General features: G+C 67.0%; 18 protein-coding genes. 5 read left to right on the forward strand and 13 right to left on the reverse strand.

Annotated elements, in window-relative coordinates; genetic code table 11:
* Window positions 1-67: 67 nt before the first annotated feature.
* From ybgF to nudB, 13 genes are all read right to left on the reverse strand, one after another.
* Entirely contained in the window at window positions 68-874 is an 807-nt protein-coding gene (ybgF, locus tag D6C00_RS03805; protein ID WP_125180382.1) for a tol-pal system protein YbgF, read from the reverse strand.
* Window positions 874-1,407 carry a peptidoglycan-associated lipoprotein Pal gene (pal, locus tag D6C00_RS03810; RefSeq protein WP_125180383.1) on the reverse strand — a complete coding sequence of 178 codons (534 nt, stop codon included), beginning with the start codon at window positions 1,405-1,407 and terminating at the stop codon, window positions 874-876. The genes ybgF and pal overlap by 1 nt, the downstream gene beginning before the upstream one ends.
* A 55-nt stretch (window positions 1,408-1,462) precedes the next feature.
* The gene (gene tolB, locus D6C00_RS03815) at window positions 1,463-2,764 is read right to left on the reverse strand and encodes a Tol-Pal system beta propeller repeat protein TolB (protein WP_317623006.1); all 1,302 of its coding nucleotides are present in this window, start codon (window positions 2,762-2,764) and stop codon (window positions 1,463-1,465) included.
* Between the two features lie 12 nt (window positions 2,765-2,776).
* Window positions 2,777-3,748 (reverse strand): cell envelope integrity protein TolA, encoded by a 972-nt coding sequence (gene tolA, locus D6C00_RS03820; RefSeq protein ID WP_241546786.1) that lies wholly within the window; start codon window positions 3,746-3,748, stop codon window positions 2,777-2,779.
* The gene (tolR, locus tag D6C00_RS03825; RefSeq protein ID WP_177433198.1) at window positions 3,745-4,149 is read right to left on the reverse strand and encodes a protein TolR; all 405 of its coding nucleotides are present in this window, start codon (window positions 4,147-4,149) and stop codon (window positions 3,745-3,747) included. Before tolR ends, tolA begins: the two co-directional genes overlap by 4 nt.
* Window positions 4,150-4,178: 29 nt before the next feature.
* Window positions 4,179-4,865: a protein TolQ gene (tolQ, locus tag D6C00_RS03830; protein ID WP_125180385.1), complete on the reverse strand. Its 687-nt coding sequence runs from the start codon at window positions 4,863-4,865 to the stop codon at window positions 4,179-4,181.
* Window positions 4,866-5,285 carry a tol-pal system-associated acyl-CoA thioesterase gene (gene ybgC, locus D6C00_RS03835; protein WP_125180386.1) on the reverse strand — a complete coding sequence of 140 codons (420 nt, stop codon included), beginning with the start codon at window positions 5,283-5,285 and terminating at the stop codon, window positions 4,866-4,868.
* 66 nt (window positions 5,286-5,351) lie between these two features.
* A complete protein-coding gene (gene ruvB / locus D6C00_RS03840; RefSeq protein ID WP_125180387.1) occupies window positions 5,352-6,410 on the reverse strand; it encodes a Holliday junction branch migration DNA helicase RuvB in 1,059 nt (352 codons plus the stop codon).
* A 195-nt stretch (window positions 6,411-6,605) separates the two neighbouring features.
* On the reverse strand, window positions 6,606-7,217 hold the full coding sequence (gene ruvA / locus D6C00_RS03845) for a Holliday junction branch migration protein RuvA (protein WP_125180388.1): 612 nt from the start codon (window positions 7,215-7,217) through the stop codon (window positions 6,606-6,608).
* Window positions 7,214-7,729, reverse strand: a complete 516-nt coding sequence (gene ruvC, locus D6C00_RS03850; protein WP_125180389.1) for a crossover junction endodeoxyribonuclease RuvC — start codon at window positions 7,727-7,729, stop codon at window positions 7,214-7,216. Before ruvC ends, ruvA begins: the two co-directional genes overlap by 4 nt.
* 4 nt (window positions 7,730-7,733) lie before the next feature.
* The gene (locus D6C00_RS03855; RefSeq protein ID WP_125180390.1) at window positions 7,734-8,489 is read right to left on the reverse strand and encodes a YebC/PmpR family DNA-binding transcriptional regulator; all 756 of its coding nucleotides are present in this window, start codon (window positions 8,487-8,489) and stop codon (window positions 7,734-7,736) included.
* A 105-nt stretch (window positions 8,490-8,594) separates the two neighbouring features.
* Complete coding sequence (locus tag D6C00_RS03860) at window positions 8,595-10,013, reverse strand: OmpP1/FadL family transporter (protein ID WP_125180391.1); 1,419 nt, start codon at window positions 10,011-10,013, stop codon at window positions 8,595-8,597.
* Between the two features lie 80 nt (window positions 10,014-10,093).
* The gene (gene nudB, locus D6C00_RS03865; RefSeq protein WP_125180392.1) at window positions 10,094-10,573 is read right to left on the reverse strand and encodes a dihydroneopterin triphosphate diphosphatase; all 480 of its coding nucleotides are present in this window, start codon (window positions 10,571-10,573) and stop codon (window positions 10,094-10,096) included.
* A 77-nt stretch (window positions 10,574-10,650) separates the two neighbouring features.
* Here nudB and D6C00_RS03870 point away from each other — a divergent pair, with 77 nt between their 5' ends.
* The 5 genes from D6C00_RS03870 (at window position 10,651) to D6C00_RS03890 (ending at window position 17,385) form a co-directional block, all read left to right on the forward strand.
* On the forward strand, window positions 10,651-11,238 hold the full coding sequence (locus D6C00_RS03870; RefSeq protein WP_125180393.1) for a lytic transglycosylase domain-containing protein: 588 nt from the start codon (window positions 10,651-10,653) through the stop codon (window positions 11,236-11,238).
* Window positions 11,239-11,518: 280 nt separating this feature from the next.
* Window positions 11,519-13,201 carry an NADH-quinone oxidoreductase subunit 5 family protein gene (locus D6C00_RS03875; protein ID WP_125180394.1) on the forward strand — a complete coding sequence of 561 codons (1,683 nt, stop codon included), beginning with the start codon at window positions 11,519-11,521 and terminating at the stop codon, window positions 13,199-13,201.
* A 1-nt stretch (window position 13,202) separates the two neighbouring features.
* Entirely contained in the window at window positions 13,203-13,961 is a 759-nt protein-coding gene (locus D6C00_RS03880) for a hypothetical protein (protein WP_125180395.1), read from the forward strand.
* Window positions 13,958-17,059, forward strand: coding sequence for a DUF2309 domain-containing protein (locus D6C00_RS03885; RefSeq protein ID WP_125180396.1), 3,102 nt, complete (start codon window positions 13,958-13,960; stop codon window positions 17,057-17,059). The genes D6C00_RS03880 and D6C00_RS03885 overlap by 4 nt, the downstream gene beginning before the upstream one ends.
* Window positions 17,056-17,385 carry a P-II family nitrogen regulator gene (locus tag D6C00_RS03890; RefSeq protein WP_125180397.1) on the forward strand — a complete coding sequence of 110 codons (330 nt, stop codon included), beginning with the start codon at window positions 17,056-17,058 and terminating at the stop codon, window positions 17,383-17,385. Before D6C00_RS03885 ends, D6C00_RS03890 begins: the two co-directional genes overlap by 4 nt.
* Window positions 17,386-17,413: the final 28 nt, after the last annotated feature.

Raw genomic sequence — 17,413 nt, forward strand, 5'->3', positions numbered from 1 at the left:
CATGGCGGCGGCAGGGCAGGCCACGCCGGAAACGGGGCCTACGGCCCTGATCCCGGCCTGCGGGAGTCTAATGACCTTCGCGCTTGAGCCGCAGCAGCCGTTCCTCGGCCAGGCGCGCCGCGGTGGTGCCCGGGTAGGACCGGGTCACGGCCTCGAGTTCCCGGCGCGCGGCTTCCCAGTCCTCCATCTCGTAATGGATGAAACCGATCTTCAGGCGGGCATCGGCGACCTTGTTGCTGTCGGGGTAGGCCTCGACCACCTCGCCGAATTCCTCCAGGGCCTGGGGGAACTGGCGGGTGACGTAGAAGGATTCCGCCAGCCAGTACTGGGCGTTGCCCGCGTAGGCGCTGTCCGGATGGGCCTCGAGAAAACCGCGGAAGGCCTCGGCGGCCTGCATGTAGCGGCCCTCGCGCAGGATGTCCAGCGCCTGCTGGTACTGCTCCCGCTGGCCCACGCCCGCGTCGGGATCCGGCGCCTCGGCCCCGTCGCCGGAGGTGGCCGGGCGGGACGGCAGGACCGGGATCCGGTCGGAATCCGCCGCTCCCGCCGCTGCGGCACCGGGAACCACGGCGGAAGGCGCGCCTCCGCCGCTCTCCAGCTGCTGCAGCCGCCGGTCCACGTCCATGTACAGATCGCGCTGGCGCTGCCTGAGCTGTTCCAGGGTGTGTCCCTGGACCTCCACATCGCCACGCAACTGCTGCACCTCTTGCTGCAGTTGCTCGATCCGGCTCAGCATCTCCATCAGGCCGCGGCTCTGCGTCAGCTGCTCCAGGCGCTGCACACGCTGATCCAGATCACCGTCGCGGGCCTGAACCGCCGGCGCGCTCACCAGCAGGGCGGCCAGTATCAGATTGATCGGCTGCAGGCGCATCATTACTGATCCATGTAGACGATCTCGACCCGGCGGTTCTGGCGCCAGGCCTGCTCGTCATGGCCTTCCACCGCCGGCTTCTCCTCGCCGTAGCTCACGGTGCGGACCTGGTCCGGGGTCACCCCCTGGAACTCCAGCATGCGACGCACCGACTGCGCCCGGCGGTCTCCCAACCCGATGTTGTATTCCCGCGAACCGCGTTCATCGGCATGCCCTTCCAGCACCACCTGCTGCTGCGGGTTGGCGGACAGATACCGGGCATGGGCGGCAACCACCTCACGGTCCTCGGCGGCAACCTCGCTGGAATCGAACTCGAAATAGATGGTGCGAACGGACAGGGGGCTGTCGGGGTCATCCAGCGCCATGCCGCGCATATCACCGTCGGCACCCAGGCCACGGCTCTGCGCGCCCTCAGCCCCTGTCGCGGCACCCCGATCCTCCACGGCCACGTCATCGGCATCCCGTTTGTCCATGGTGCCACAGCCGCTCAATACGGCCAGGGCGAGGGTCCATACCAGTCCAATCCTGATGTTCATTGCGTTGACTCCTTATTAAGTAAGTTATTCAGTAACGTTGGTGTTGTTTGAACCGCTATTCGAGAAACGGCGACCAGGCCGGTTCGCGCACCACGCCTTCCTGCAGCCGCAGGCGCTGGCCGACCCGGCCGTCGACCGAGGCCGCCGCCAGTACGCCGCGTCCGCCCACTTCGGTCGCGTACAGGATCATCCGGCCATTGGGCGCAAACGAGGGCGATTCATCCAGCTGGCCTTCACTGACCAGATTGAGCATGCCCCGTTCCAGGTCCTGCACCGCCACCCGGTAGGCCCCGCGGCCGTCGCGATGCAGCAGCGCCAGATGCCTGCCATCGGGGGCGAAATCCGCACTGGCATTATAGCCGCCCTCGAAGGTCAGGCGCTCCGGCCGCCCGCCGTCAATCGCCAGGCGGTATAGCTGCGGGCTGCCGCCCCGATCCGAGGTAAAGACCAGGCTGCGTCCGTCGGGAGCCCAGGCCGGCTCGGTATCGATGCCCGGATGCCGGGTCAGTCGCCGCAGCCGGTCCGAATCCAGCGACAGGATATAGATTTCCGCATTGCCGTCCTGTGACAGGGTTAACGCCAGTCGGCGCCCGTCCGGCGACCAGGCCGGCGCCCCGTTGATGCCCTGATGTGAAGCGACCTTGCGCCGCTCGCCGCTGGCCAGCTCCTGGACATAGATCTCGGCGGTTTCCTGCTCGAAGGTGACATAGGCCAGACGGCGGGCATCCGGCGACCAGGCCGGGGACATCAACGGCTGGCGCGAACGCAGTACGGTGCGCGGGTTGTGACCGTCGGAGTCGGCCACCTGCAGGCTGTATCGGCGGTCATCACCGTCACCGGTCACGGTGACATAGGCAATCCAGGTGCGGAAGGCGCCGCGTTCCCCGGTCAGGGCCTCGTAGACGATGTCGGCGACCCGGTGGGCCGTCTCCCGCAGGCGCTCGCGCGTGGTGGGGAAGCTGTAACCGCTCAGCTGCCGGCCGCGGAATACATCGAACAACCGGAAGTCAACGGTATAACGGCCCTCGCCCTGCGGTGTGATGCGCCCGATGACCAGGTTGTCCACGCCCACGGCACGCCAGTCGCGAAAACTGATGTCCTCGGGACGCACGGGCTTCGAGAGCATGTCGGCCTCGGGCAGGGGCGCAAACTGGCCGCTGCGGGTCAGGTCCGCGGCGACGATCCCGGCCACATCCTCCGGCGGGACGCCGGGACCACCCCAGCCGAAGGGTACGACAGCGATCGGCAGTGCGCCTTCCGTGCCCGAGGTAATCTCGATGGTCAGCTCGGCACGGGCCGGCTGCAGCGCGAACCAGCACAGCAGCAGCACGAAGGGATAAATAATTTTCTTCATCATGACCTCAATGCGTCATTCGGGTGAAAAGCGAAACGTCAGATCACGGAAACGATCGAAATACTGGTTGTCGGGCGGCAGCGGCAGCGGACTGGAACGCCACACGGCCGCTTCCACCGAGCGGTCAAAGGCCGCATCGCCGCTGCCCTTGACGATGCTCACGCGCGTGACCTCGCCACCCGGGATCAGACCGACCCGCACCGTGCAGGTCAGACCCTGACGGCTGCCCGGCGGCTGGATCCAGTTGCGTTCCACCTTCTGCTGGATCGCCGCCACATAGCGGCTGACCACGCGTTCGGCCTCGGCCGCGGCCAGGGCCTGGCGCTCCGCCTCCAGCTGCTGCTGCAGGGCCTGCTCGGCCTTGCGGCGGGCCTCCTCCTCCGCCTTGCGGCGGGCTTCCTCTTCCGCCTTGCGTTTGGCCTCCGCCTCGGCCTTGCGGCGGGCTTCCTCTTCCGCCTGGCGTTTGGCCTCCGCCTCGGCCTTGCGGCGGGCTTCCTCCTCCGCCTTGCGTTTGGCCTCCGCCTCGGCCTTGCGGCGGGCTTCCTCTTCCGCCTGGCGTTTGGCCTCGATCTCGGCCAGGCGCTTCTGTTCCTGCTCACGCTTGCGGACCAGGGCCTCCTGCTGGCGCTTGAGTTCGGCCTGGCGCTCCGCCTCGGCCGCCTGCTCCTGTTTGAGCTTCTCCAGCCGCTGTTGTTCCGCCTGCCGGGCCGCCTCGGCCTGACGGCGTTTCTCCTCGGCCTCCCGCAGCCGGGCCTCCGCCGCCTGCTGTTCGCGTTCTTCCACGGCCTGGAGTTTCTCCATCTCGGCCCGGACCTGCGCCTCGTCCAGGGCCACCGCCTCGATCACCGGCTTGTCGGCCGCCTGCAGCTGCGGCTTGGGGGTCCAGTCCAGGCTCACGGCCAGAAAGGCCACCAGCACCAGATGCACCAGCAGCGCATAGATGAAGGCCTGGGGCGTCTCCCTGAACAACCTCCAGAGGGATCTCAAGGCGACTCCGCCTCCGGCGGCTCCGTGACCAGGCCGACGTTGGGCGCGCCGGCCTGCTGCAGCAGCACCATGGCCCGGACCACCGAACCGTAGGCCACGCCGGCATCCCCGCGCACCAGCACCGGGGTCCTGGGCTTGTTGCGCAGTACCGCCGCGCTGCGTTGTACCAGGGTCTGGGCATCGATCGGCTGGTCGGGATCATCGCCCACATTCAGATAGAAGTTCCCGCCGGCATCCACCGTCACCTGCAGGGGTTCCTCGCTGTCCGGGGGCAGCGGTTCGGCATCGGCGCTGGGCAGGGAAACCTGCACCCCCTGGGTGAGCAGGGGCGCGGTGATCATGAAGATCACCAGCATGACCAGCATAACATCAATGTAGGGTACCACATTGATTTCAGACATTGGCCGTTTTTTGTGCCGCTGTCGCGCCATCAGTCTTTCCTTGCCGTGATGGACTGACGATGCAGCAGGGCCGCAAATTCCTCCAGGAAGTTGTCGTAGCGGTTGGCCAGGCGTTCGACATCGTTGGAGAAGCGGTTGTAGGCAATCACCGCGGGAATGGCCGCGAACAGACCCATGGCGGTGGCGATCAAGGCCTCGGCGATACCCGGCGCGACCATGGCCAGTGTTGCCTGGTGCACGTTACCGAGCGAACGGAAGGCGTTCATGATGCCCCAGACAGTGCCGAACAGGCCGATGTAGGGACTGGTGGAGCCGACCGTGGCCAGAAAGGACAGACCCGTCTCCAGCCGGTCCTCTTCTCTTGACAGCGCCACGCGCATGGAACGCTGGGCACCCTCGACCATGGCGGTGGAATCCGCCTGCGGCTGCTTGCGCAGCCGGCTGTACTCCCTGAAGCCGGCTTCGAAGATATCGGCCATGCCCTCGTTGTCCTGCTCGCGGGCGGCAACCTGCTGATACAGGGCGGCCAGTTCACCACCGGACCAGAACTGCTGCTCGAACTCCTTCGCCTCGCGCTGGGCCCCGCCCAGCTTCTTCCACTTGTGAAAGATCAGGGTCCAGGATATCAGCGACAGGGCAACCAGCAGCAGCATGACCAGCTGAACCACCGGGCTGGCGCCAAGGATCAGGTGCAGCATCGACAAGTCCGTCGACATTCAGATCTCCTTTACTATGTAATCGGGCAGGGCCCGGGGCCGGAAGCTGCCGGCATCCAGACAGGCGATGCGAATCCTCCCAGCGCACAGCGGGTCGTCATGCCTGTCCGCCTCCAGTACCTGCTGCTCGAATTCCAGACTGGCCCGGCCCGCGGATACGACCTGCGCGCTGACCTCGAGTTCCATGTTGAAACGGGCCGGGCGCAGATATTCGATGTTCACTGAACGTACTGCAAAGATGATGCCCGCCTCGCGCTGCAGCCGGTCCTGTTCGAAGCCGAGGCTGCGCAGGTACTCGGTACGGGCCCGTTCCATGAACCTGAGGTAGTTGGCATAGTAGACGACGCCGCCGCTGTCGGTGTCCTCGTAGTACACGCGCACCGGCCAGTAAAACACGGCTTGTGTTGTTCTCTGCTCCATCAGACAGATACTACCGTATCGATTCCATGTGACCGCAGCTGACAACCGGATCCACCGGACACCGGATCATGCCTGATCGTCGAACAGCGACAGCGAAGCCTCGGTCCGCGCAGTCAGCGATTCCGGCGGCGTGATGCCGAAATGCAGGTAGGCGTGCCGGGTCGCGATCCGCCCCCGCGCCGTACGCATCATGAAGCCCTGCTGGATCAGGTAGGGCTCGATGACATCCTCCAGGGTGCCACGCTCCTCGCCGATGGCCGCCGCCAGGCTGTCGATGCCCACCGGGCCGCCATCGAACTTCTCGATCAGCGCGCCCAGCAGCTTGCGGTCCATGATGTCGAAGCCATGGGTGTCGACATTGAGCAGCTCCATGGCCTGCTGGGCGACTGTTGCATCAACCCGCCCCTGTGCCTTGACCTGGGCGAAGTCACGCACCCGGCGCAGCAGCCGGTTGGCGATGCGTGGGGTACCGCGCGAGCGCCGGGCCACCTCTTCGGCACCGGCCGGATCCATGTCCACGCCCAGAATGCCGGCCGAGCGTTGCACGATATGTATCAGGTCCGGGACTGTATAGAATTCAAGCCGTTGAACAATGCCAAACCGGTCACGTAATGGCGATGTCAAAAGCCCGGCGCGGGTGGTCGCCCCGACCAGGGTGAAGGGGGGCAGGTCCAGCTTGATGGAACGCGCTGCCGGCCCCTCGCCGATCATGATGTCGAGCTGGTAGTCCTCCATGGCCGGGTACAGGACCTCCTCCACCATGGGACTGAGACGGTGGATCTCGTCCACGAACAGCACATCGTGCGGCTCCAGATTGGTCAGCAGGGCGGCCAGGTCGCCGGGTTTTTCCAGCACCGGGCCGGAGGTGTGGCGCAGGTTCACGTCCAGCTCGGCGGCGACGATGTGCGCCAGGGTGGTCTTGCCCAGGCCGGGCGGGCCGAAGATGAGTACATGGTCCAGCGCCTCGCCGCGGGCGCGGGCCGCGCCGATGAAGATCTCCATCTGCTCGCGTACCTGGGGCTGGCCGACATAATCGGCCAGCCGGTGCGGGCGGATGGCGCGGTCGATGCGCGCCTCCTCGGGCGAGTCCACGGCGGGCGAAATGATGCGGTCAGTGTCGGTCATAGGGGTCTGGTTTCAGGCTCCCGGCACGATAGCGTGCCCGGAAGGGACTGACAAGCGATAGCACTGGACCAGCGAGAACTCAAAATACACGTCATCCCGGCGCAGGCCGGGATCCAGCAGGGATACCGCCATTGGTGGTCACTGGATCCCGGCCTGCGCCGGGATGACGGATAACGATACAACTGCGGAGTTTCATCACCCCTTCTGCGTCGTCGCCCGCAGCGCCTGGCGGATGATCTCCTCGGCCGGCAGGTCGCCGGCCTCGATGGCGCGCACCATGCGGCTGGCCTCGGGCGGCTTGTAACCCAGGGCGATCAGCGCGCTGACCGCTTCCTCCACCGGTCCGGCCGCGGCCGGCGGCAGCCCCGCTCCGCCGCCGGCGGCCGCCTCCGGCACGGTGCCGAAATCGGCCAGCCGGTCGCCCAGCTCGACCAGCAGGCGCTCGGCGGTCTTTTTGCCGATGCCGGGCACCCGGGTCAGGGCAGCCGCATCGCGGTCGTTGACGCAGCTTATCAGCTCGCCGAGTGTCATGCTCGACATGATGGCCAGCGCCAGCCGCGGGCCGACGCCGTTGATGCGGATCAGGTGCCGGAACAGGTCGCGCTCGGCCTGACGGGCGAAGCCGAACAGGATATGGGCGTCCTCGCGCACCACCAGGTGGGTATGCAGGGTGACCTCGCTGCCGGTCTCCGGCAGGGCGTAGAAGGTGGTCATGGGCGCCTCGACCTCATAGCCCACGCCCTGGACCTCCAGCAGCAGCCGGGGCGGCTGCTTGGCCACCAGAAGACCGCGCAGACGGCCGATCATCTGAACCTGCCTCTACGTGCGCCCGCCGCCCCGGGGATGCGGCCCAGGGTGGTGCTGACATGGTGGTGGCAGATGGCGATGGCCAGGGCGTCGGCCTGGTCGGCCTGCAGCGGCGCGGACAGCTTGAGCAGCAGCCCGACCATGTGCTGGACCTGCTCCTTGGCCGCCCCGCCGCGCCCGACCAGGGCCTGCTTGACCTCGCTCGGGCTGTACTCGGCCACCGGCACGTCGGCCGCGAGCGCCCCGCAGATGGCCGCGCCGCGGGCCTGCCCGAGCTTGAGCGCCGAGTCGGCATTGCGGGCCATGAAGACCTGCTCGATGGCCACGGCCTCGGGCTGATATTCGTTCATGAGTTCGCGGATGCCGATGAAGATGGCACGCAACCGGGCGGGAAAATCCTCGCCCTGGAGGCGCAGGAAGCCGCTGTGGACGTGATTGACGCGGTTGCCCTCGGCATCGATGAGCCCGAAGCCGGTCTGGCGGGAGCCGGGGTCGATGCCGAGGATGCGCATGGGCTCAGGAGGCCAGCCGGTCCAGCACCTCGTCCGGGAAGTCGGCGTTGGTGTAGACCTCCTGCACGTCATCCAGGTCCTCCAGCATGTCGATCATGCGGATGACCTTTTCCGCGGTCTCGGCGTCCACCGCGCTCAGGGTCTCGGGGCGCATGGTCACCTCGGCGTTGTCCGGGGTCAGCCCCGCGGCCTCGATGGCCGCGCGTACCCGCTGGTATTCCTCCGGCGAGCTCAGCACCTCGATGGAGCCGTCCTCGCTGCTCACCACGTCGTCGGCCTCGGCCTCCAGCGCGGCCTCCATGACCGCATCCTCGTCGACGTTCTCGTAGAAGATGATCACCCCGGTCTTGTTGAACAGGTAGGCCACCGAGCCATCGGTGCCGAGGTTGCCGCCCAGCTTGGTGAAGGCGTGGCGCACCTCGGAGACGGTACGGTTGCGGTTGTCGGTCAGGCAGTCGACCATGATGGCCACGCCGCCGGGGCCGTAGCCCTCGTAGCGCACCTCTTCATAGCTGGCGCCATCGTCCAGTTCGCCGGCACCGCGCTTGCAGGCCTTCTCGATGGTGTCCTTGGGGATGTTGGCGCCGAGCGCCTTGTCCACGGCCAGGCGCAGGCGGGGATGGGTGCCGGGATCGGAGGTCCTGCCCTCACGCGCCGCGACCGTGATCTCGCGGATGAGCTTGGTCCAGACCTTGCCGCGCTTCTTGTCGTTCGCGGCCTTCTTGTGCTTGATGTTGGCCCACTTGCTGTGCCCCGCCATGACTGCCTCGTGCTGGTTTTCCGGTCCTCAGAGATGGGGGCCATTCTAGCACGGCCCGGGGCGGAAACGGCACCGGGCCGGCGCCGCGCGCCGGCCCGGGCGGGCTCAGAAGCGATGGCTGTAGATGAACTGGAAGCTGGTCTGGCCGTGACGGGAGGTCACCCCGGCGGCCGAGGTCTCGCTGACCTCGGGCGCGTGCTGCACCGAGAAGTCGATGGACTGGACCGGATTGAACACATAGCCGAAACCGGCGGTCACGTGATTCCTCACTATGGCCGGGAACAGTGCGTTGAGATAGGTATCCGGCACCGGGTTGTCGGACAGGTTCACACCGGCGCGCAGGGTCAGTTTCGGGCTCCAGCGGTAGGCACCGCCCAGCTGGTAGACCACCTGATCGTCCCAGCGCTGGAACAGGGAAACCTCCATGCCCCTGCCGGCGAAGGCCGCGGCCCGCGGGTCGGCCTGGCTGGCATCCGCGGTGAAACTCATGTCGAAGCTGTCCATGGTATCGGCCCACTCGATGCGCTTGATATCGCCGGTGAAGAACCAGCTGTCGCTGGCCTGCCAGGCCGCGCCGATGCCGTAGATCTCCGGCCACTGGAAATCGCGCACCTTGAGATCGCCGCTGACCGGAATGGCCTGGGCGCTGCCCATCATCTCCACCCCGAACAGCAGATCGGCCCCGGAGGTCTTCATATCGTTGAGTCTGGTCTCGCTGTGGTAGGTCGCGCCTACGCTCAGCCGGTCGTTGACCCTGAATACGGCACCCAGTTTGCCGGCTACGCCGTAGGCGCGGGCCTGGCCGGTGAAGTCATTGCCGTTGCTGAAGTCGAAATAGGCATAATCCACCCGTGTGATCGCCCCGCTGCCGACGAAGCCGTTGAAGGTGGAGACCAGGCCGCTGCCATCGTCGCCGGCGGTGCCGAAATTCTGCGTACTGACCAGGTCGGTGAACTGGGCCCCGCTCATGGCCATCTTCAGATCCAGCCCGGACCAGACAAAATCGAGACTGCCGCCGATCACCAGCCGTTCATGCACATCGAAGGCCAGCGGCAGGATGACCCGGCCCACACTCAACTCGGTGCGGTTTTCCAGATTGGAGGTGACGAAGGGCGAGGGATTGCCCAGAAAGGAGGTGGCGTCGAACTCGGTACCCATGCCGCCCTGGCCATAGACACCGATGCCGTAGGTCAGGCCATTGTGCTTGCGCACCCAGCCGGCGGCCGGCATGGCGTAAGCGGTGCCATCGGACTCCGCGACCTGGCCGCCGGCCTCGGCCTCCACATCCGGGCCCAGAAAACCGAAGAAGATGTCCAGCCGGCTGCCGGCGTCCATCAGCCCCAGAGTGGCCGGATTGTTCATCATGGCGGCGGTGCCGTTGTCATAAGCAAAGGCCGCCCCGCCCATGGCGGAGGCGATGGGGCCGTAGCCTTCCATGTTCATGCCGTTGGTGGACCAGGCCAAAGGGGAAAAGGCCGCCGCCAGCGCGGTCGGCAGCAGGGCGCGCGCGAATCGCTTACTCATTGATTACTCCGAATTTTATTTCACTTCGAGGGGGAGAACAGGCTCCATAAAGGACCCGGGCGCAGGGCCGGGTCAGCCCTTCATCGGCGGCGGCGGAGCAAGCTTGAGGGGGATTCCACGCCGCTCCGGCCGGGCAGCAGTCGGCGGATGGCTTCGCGGTTGGTCACGGACCCCGCCTGCGCGGCCGCCTCCACCGCCGGCAGCCAGTGGCAGCGGCGGTGTTCGGCGGGATCGAGCCGGACCGGCGGCAGGCTCGAATAGCACACGGCATAGACATGCTCGAGGTTCTCGGCCACGTCGGGGGCATAGCGGGCCCGCCAGGCCGGAAGGATGGGAAAACGACTCTGCATCCGGCAATCGCGCAGTGCCGGGCCGGCGTCCAGGCCGGTCTCCTCGCGCAGTTCGCGCAATGCCGCGGCGGTGGCCGACTCCCCCCACTCCAGACTGCCGGTCACCGACTGCCAGAAGCCGGGCGGTTCGCGGCGTTCCAGCAGCAGCACCTCGCCGGCGGCGGTATACACCAGCACCAGGACGGATTCGGGGCGTTTGTAGTCGGACATATCAAAACCCGGAGATCGCTGCCGATAATCAGAATAGCTTGCCAAATGTGCGCCTTTACAAACAGAATTTCCCGGTAATGAAACTGCGGCTGCAAATCCCGAGGCTCGTCCTCCTGCTGACACTGGCATTCAGCCAGGCGGCCCAGGCCGCCACCCAGGCCCGGCCCGACGCCGAGATGCGCGCCCACCTGGCTGCGGCCATCGCCAGCGCCGAGAGCTTCGAGGACCGGTTCGAGGCCGAAGTCTGGCTGTCGGACATGTCACGCCGGCTGCAGCGGCGCTGGCAGGATATCCCGGCCAACGAGCGCCTGGAGATCCTCAGGATCGCCCACCAGGAAGCCACGCAGGCCGAACTGCCGCCGGAGCTGGTGCTGGCGGTGATCCAGGTCGAGAGCAACTTCGACCGTTTCGCCATCTCCCATGCCGGGGCCCGCGGCCTGATGCAGGTGATGCCCTTCTGGCTGGAGGAACTGGGCCGTCCCCAGGACAATCTGTTCCATATCCGCACCAATATCCGCTACGGCTGCACCATCCTGAAACACTACCTGGAACGCGAACGCGGCAACCTGCAGCGGGCCCTGGCCCGCTACAATGGCAGCCTCGGCCAGAGCTGGTATCCCGACCGGGTGTTCAGCGCACTGAACCGCCACTGGTTCCAGAATTGAAGACCGCCTGAACAGCGACGGCTTCCGTCCGGTGCCTGCCAATCCATTTATCCTTCCGGCCGATTCCGGCAAACCCATTGCCTGAACGCAATCAGTTCTATTCGAATTATCGATTATTTACCAAGTCCACCCCTCCGTAGACTCCATAGACAGCCTTTGTGTGGCTCAGAAATCCGGACCTTACATTGACGGAGGCATGGCAGCACCGCGCAACACCGACCACGGATGCCGCCGTTGCGAGGCACCGCCTGCCGCCCCTGACGGAAACTGACGCAGGCCTATGGAACGACTCATCGTGCTGGTTGCGGCCCTGCCGCTTTGTTCCGCCCTGTTGATCCAGCTGCTGTTCCACCGTCCCGGGTGGCGGGCAGCGCAGGTAAGCGTGACCTTCACCACCCTGAGCTTCCTGGCCGCCGCCGCCGTGCTGGGACTGGCGCTGGCCGGACAGGGGCCGATGGCCATCACCCTCCCGGCCGCGCCCTGGGGCTCGCTGCTGTTCGACCCGCTCAGCGCGCTGATGATGCTGGTCATCGCCGGCATCAGTCTGATCGTGCATGTCTACTCGGTCCGCTACATGGCCGAGGAGCCGGGCTACGCGCGCTTTTTCCTGCTGCTCGATCTGATGACCGCCGCGCTGCTGGTCATGGTCGCCGCCGGCGACCTGATCACCCTGCTGATCGCCTGGCACCTGGTCGGGGTGCTGCTCTACTTCCTGCTCGGGCACGATTCCCGCAGCCCTTCCGCCTGGCGCTACAGTTTCTGGACCCTGCTGACCTACCGCATCGGCGACCTGCCGCTGGTGCTGGCGGCCGGGCTGCTGCATCACGCCTACGGCACCTGGTCGCTGCCGGAGCTGTTCACGCGCATCAGCGCCGATCCCGGCACCCATCAGATCGCCGGGTTCGAGCTGCTGGACCTGGTCGGCGCCCTGATCGCCCTGGCGGCCTTCGCCCGCTCGGCCCAGTTCCTGCTCCACACCTGGCTGCCCTATACCATGGACGGCCCCACCCCGGTTTCGGCCCTGATGCACGCGGGCATCGTCAACGCCGGCGGCTTTCTGATCAACCGCTTCGCCCCGGTATTCATCCATACCGGCGGCGTGCTGCACTGGATCTTCCTGGTCGGGCTGGTCACCGCCGTCATCGGCTCGGTGCTGATGCTGACCCAGAACGACATCAAGAAGTCCCTGGGCTATTCGACCATGGGCCAGATGGGCTTCATGATCATGGAATGCGGTGTCGGCGCCTTCTCGCTGGCCATCTATCACCTGATCGCCCACGGCCTGTTCAAGGGCACCCTGTTCCTCGGCGCCGGCGGCGTAATCCATGCCGCGCGCCGCGACGACGGCGTGCCCAAGGACGAGCTTTACACCTTCGTGGTGGAACGCCGCCCGGCCCGGCAACGCAAGCCCTGGCTGCTGATGGCGGCCATCACCCTGGCCGTGCCGGTCAGCATCCTGGTGGCCGCCCACCTGCTGGTCGCACAGGACTATTTCCAGAAACAGGGGGCGATCGTGCTGCTGTTCTTCGGCTGGGTGACCGGGGCCCAGCTGATCTTCGCCACCTATCGCATGCGCAGTCAGAACCTGTGGCGTCTGGTGGGCCTGAGCGTGTTCTCCTTCGCGGTGGTGGTGCTGGGCTACAGCCTGATCAGTCACGCCTTCGACCTGTTCCTGTACCCCGACCCGGCCTTCCGCCAGCAGCTCTATGCCGCCGCCGATATCGACCTGCTCAGATTCGATATCCTGGTGGCCTTCGTCACCGCAGTGATCGTGCTCGGCTGGCTGCTGACCTACTATGCCGAACGCAACGGCAGCCGCCGGCATCGGCGCACCGGCCGCGCCTGGCTGGTCTTCTATGTTCTGGTCTCGCGCGAGTTCTACCTGACCGATCTCTATGCCGCGCTGACCCGGGGACTGCTGCATACGGCCACACGGCTCAATGTCTGGCTGAGGTGGGCCTGACATGGATGCAGCGTTCCTTCTGCTCGCCGGTGTGTTCCTGCCGCTGTTCCCGCTCAGCATGCTGTTCAACGCCCTGCTGCGGCGGGCGCACCGGCCCTGGCTGCGCGCCCTGTTGCTGCTGACCTGGCCGCAGCCAGGGCTGGCGCTGGTCGCGGCGGCGCAGCCGCCGCTGCCGGACTGGCTCATGGCCTGGGCACTGCTGAGCTCGGCGCTGTATGCCTTCCGGGCGCTGTCCCTGCGCGAACTCGGGCTCTGGACCGGCTTTCTCGCCTGCTCGCTCTGGGCCCTGCTGTGGCTGGTCCTGGCCCGGCCCGGTGAGGTGCCGCCCGGGCTTCACGCCCTGGGCCTGAGCGCGCCCCTGGTCCTGCTCACCCTGCTCGGCACCGGACTGGAGCGGCGTTTCGGCGCTGCCTACGCGGGCCTGTACGGCGGCCTGGCGCAACAGCTGCCGCGACTGGCCGGCGTGCTGGTGGTGGTGGTACTGGCCGGCATCGCCATGCCCCTGTTTCCGCCCTTCTTCACCCTGCTGAGCCTGACCCTGGCCACGGCGTCCGCCGCCCCCGCCGCCGCCCTGGCGCTGGCCGGCATCTGGCTGCTGTGGAGCTGGGCCGGCGCGCGCCTGCTGCAGGGACTGGTGGTCGGTCCCGGGGACAGCGGGGGCGGTCCAGCGGATCTGAGCCCTGCCGCCACCTGGGCCTACGCAGCGGCCCTGGCCGCCCTGGCCGGCGGCGGCCTGTATCTGCTGGGGGGGCTGGCATGAGCCTGTCGCTGGGACAGCGCCTGCAGATCCGCGCCATGACCTATGTGGCCGGCGAACCCATTCCCTTCTTCTGGCCGATGCGCGCCTTTATTCACCACAATCCGCTGCACGGCCTGGAGCACCTGCCCTTTGAGGAGGCCGTGGCGCAGGGCGCGCGCCTGTTCCACTGCCGCTGCCGGCTGCCGCGGCAGCAGTATCAGGCCTACCTGGCCGCGGGCAGCATCGACCCGACCCGGCTGGAGATCGCCGTGGCGGCCTTCGCCGCCGGGCGCGACCCGGCGCCGGGCATCGACCTGCCGGCCTGGCTCATGACCCTCCTCACCCGGATCGAACGACCGGTGGCGGCGACGGGCGGACTGGCCGGGCCGGCCGACGTCCGGGCCGCACTCAGCGGCGGGCGGCCGCAAACGCAAATCGATCAGGATGACCTGATCGAACGGCTGCGCACCGAGCTGCTGGGGGACCGCCCCGTCTACGAGGCCGTGGATGCCCTCTACGGTACCGGGATCGGCGCGGAACTGGACGAACTGGTGATCAAGAGCTGTCTCGATTTCTTCGACGAGGGCCAGTCGGTATGGGCCATGCCGCAGCGCAGCCGCGGCTTCTTCGCCGCCTGGCGCGAGGTGGCCAGCCGCAATGCCCGGCTGTTCCTGCGCGGCATGCACATCAAACGCATCCTCGCCGTCGATGACACGCCCGAGGGCGTGATCGCGCATGTGATGCAGACCCTGGGCGTGCCCGAGTCGGACTGGACCGGCTGTTTCACCCGCGAACTGGCCCGCCTGCATGGCTGGGCCGGCTTCATCCGCTGGCGTTCCAGCGTCCGTCATTATTACTGGAGCCGGCGCTATCCCGGCGATCTGGTGGACCTGCTGGCGGTGCGCCTGACCCTGGCCCTGGCCCTGCTGCAGGAACGTGGTGGCCGGCACGGCATCACCTCCGCCCCGGCCCTGCGGGAGCTCATCGAGACCCGCACGCCCGAGGCCTGGCTGCGCCACGAGCTGTACACCGGCCGGGTGCTGCCCGACCAGGCCCAGCGGGTGGAGGAAACCCTGGCGCTGGGCGGTGCCCGGCGGATCGAGGGCGTGTTCAACGATTATGTGCACCGCCAGCGCGAGCGCGAGGCCGAACGCCAGGCCGGGCGGCTGCGGGAACTGGCCGCGCTCGCCGGCGAGACGCAGGCGCTGGAACGGCTGGACAGCGAACAGCTTGCCGGCCTGCTGGAGAGCCTGCGTGAATTCGAGCGCCGGGAGGGCATGCTCTGGCTGCAGGCGATGGAGGCCCGCGCCATGCAGCGTCTGCTCGCCGGCCTGCGCCTGGAACCGCCGCCGCCGCGCGACAAGCGGCCCTTCGCCCAGGCGCTGTTCTGCATCGACACCCGGTCCGAGCGCATCCGCCGGCAGCTGGAATCCGTCGGCGACTACCAGACCTTCGGCATTGCCGGTTTTTTCGGGGTTCCGGTCAGCTTCATGGAACTGGGCAAGGGCAGCGAGACCCACCTGTGCCCGGTGCTGCTCACCCCGAAGAACCTGGCGCTGGAGATGAGCGTCGAGGCGCCGCGCGACCTGGATGCGGTCACCGCACTGGAGAAGGCGCTGCACGAACTCAAGGAGTCGGTGCTCAGCCCCTTCGTCACGGTAGAGGCCATCGGCCTGCTGTTCGGCTTCGACATGATCGGCAAGACCCTGCTGCCGCAGCGTTACAACCGCTGGCGCCGCCAGCTGCACGAGCACAAGCCGCCCACGCATCTGCTGATCGACAAGCTCGGCCGCGATCAGGCCGACTCCATCGTGCGCGCCGTCCAGCGCGCCGTGATCGTCAAGGCGGTGGAGCAGGAGTTCGAGCTGGCCGCCGAGCGCATCACCGACGCCATGGTGCGCGAGTTGCGCGAGGCCGCCTTGGGCCGACAGCCTGGCGCCCCCGAACTGGCCGGGGCACTGGGACTGGACAGGGAAGCCGAACAGGCCTTCATCCGGCGTCTGCGCGAGGTCTATCGCATCGACCCCGCCTCTGCCCGGCTGCAGCTGGAACGCCTGGCGCGCATCGGCTTCTCCCTCGACGAGCAGGTCGGCTTCGTCAGCCAGGCATTGCGCTCCATCGGCCTGACCCGGGACTTCTCCCGCTTCATCCTGCTGGTCGGCCATGGCAGCACATCCGAGAACAACCCCTACGAATCGGCGCTGGACTGCGGTGCCTGCGGCGGCAATCACGGGCTGGTGAACGCGCGCGTGCTGGCGCAGATGGCCAACAAGGCGGAGGTACGCCGCCGCCTGCGCAGCCAGGGCATCGGCATCGCCGACGACGCCTGGTTCATCCCGGCCCTGCACAACACCACCACCGATGCGCTGGAACTGTACGACCTGGACCGGTTGCCTTCCTCCCATGTCGTATACCTGGACCGGCTGCGCAACGGCCTGACCGCCGCCTCCCGGCTGTGCGCGCAGGAACGTCTGCCCGAACTGCAGGGCGACCCGTCCCGGCAGGCGGCACCGGCCGCCGCCCGCAAGGCGGTCCAGCGCAATGCCATGGACTGGTCCCAGGTACGGCCCGAATGGGGGCTGTCGCGCAATGCCTATTTCATCATCGGCCGCCGGGAACTGACCCGTGAGCTGGCACTGGAAGGCCGGGCCTTCCTGCACTCCTACGACTACCGCCTGGATCCCCGGCGCCGGCTGCTGGAGAACATCCTCACCGGACCGCTGGTCGTCGGCCAGTGGATCAACATGGAACATTACTTCTCCACCGTGGACAACGAGTGCTTCGGCAGCGGCAGCAAGGTCTATCACAATGTCGCCGGCCGCTTCGGGGTCATGACCGGCAATCTCAGCGATCTGCGCACCGGCCTGCCGGCCCAGACCGTGCTCGAACAGGGCCGTCCCTACCATGAGCCGCTGCGTCTGATCACCCTGATCGAGGCGCCCTTCGAGCACGCCCGCCGCGCCGTCGAGGACGTGGTCGCGGTCAAGCACCTGGTGCGCAACGGCTGGATCCGGCTGCTGGTGATCGACCCCGAAACCCGCAAGGTCTCGGTTTACGAGGACGACCGCTGGCAACACACGCAGCACACCGCACACGCAATCGCCGAGGAGTCGATATGAAAAACCTCAACTTCAGCCCGCTCAAGAAGCTCGAGATCATCCTGGGCGGCGAACACCAGGGCTTTGCCACCGACCTGCTCGACCGCGCCGGCGTCCGGGGCTACACCATCATCAACAACCTCTCGGGCAAGGGCAATCACGGCTTCCATGAAGGCCACCTGATGTTCAACGAGGACGACGTGCTGATCATGATCATCGCCGCCGTGCCCGAATCCCTGGTGGAACCCATCCTGGAAGGTTTCGCGCCCTTCTACAGCGAGCATTCAGGGGTGGTGTTCATCTCGGATATCCAGGTGACGAGGCTGGTCAAGTTCAGCGGCGGGTAGGCTTCGAGTATGCCGGAATCCTGAAGGA

The organism is Thiohalobacter thiocyanaticus (assembly GCF_003932505.1).
GTDB classification, from domain to species: Bacteria; Pseudomonadota; Gammaproteobacteria; order Thiohalobacterales; family Thiohalobacteraceae; genus Thiohalobacter; species Thiohalobacter thiocyanaticus.